Origin of the sequence: Desulfovibrio sp. OH1186_COT-070, from assembly GCF_003860215.1 — a bacterium.
In the GTDB taxonomy this organism is placed as follows: Bacteria; Desulfobacterota; Desulfovibrionia; order Desulfovibrionales; family Desulfovibrionaceae; genus Desulfovibrio.
The window spans coordinates 1-392 of record NZ_RQYH01000198.1 but is presented as its reverse complement, the minus strand read 5'-3'; the positions used below and the strand labels follow the sequence as shown (position 1 = coordinate 392).

Annotated in this window: 1 protein-coding gene; it reads left to right on the top strand. The window is 44.6% G+C overall.

The window, feature by feature from the left end; genetic code table 11:
• A partial coding sequence (gene tnpA, locus EII23_RS12500) for an IS200/IS605 family transposase (protein ID WP_124793572.1) occupies window positions 1-387 on the top strand: 387 nt, incomplete at its 5' end.
• Between the last annotated feature and the right edge of the window lie 5 nt (window positions 388-392).

Here is a 392-nt window from a genome sequence, read left to right as displayed (position 1 = left end):
AAGTACAGGCGGAAAATAATCTTCGCGAGCCTTCGCGAAAGCATAGGTGAAATATTACGAAACTTGTGTACATACAAGGGGGTTGAAATACTGGAGGGTCACCTCATGCCAGATCATGTGCATATGTTGGTAAGTATCCCTCCGAAAATAAGTGTGTCGAGTTTTATGGGGTACCTGAAGGGCAAGAGTTCCCTGATGATTTTTGATAAGCACGCGAACTTGAAATACAAGTTCGGCAACCGAAAGTTTTGGGCCGAAGGGTACTATGTAAGTACAGTAGGTCTGAATGAAGCAACGATCAAAAAATACATCCAGCAGCAGGAAAAGCATGACATCATGCAAGACAAGTTGAGTACACGCGAGTATGCAGACCCCTTCAAGGGGTAGCCAAG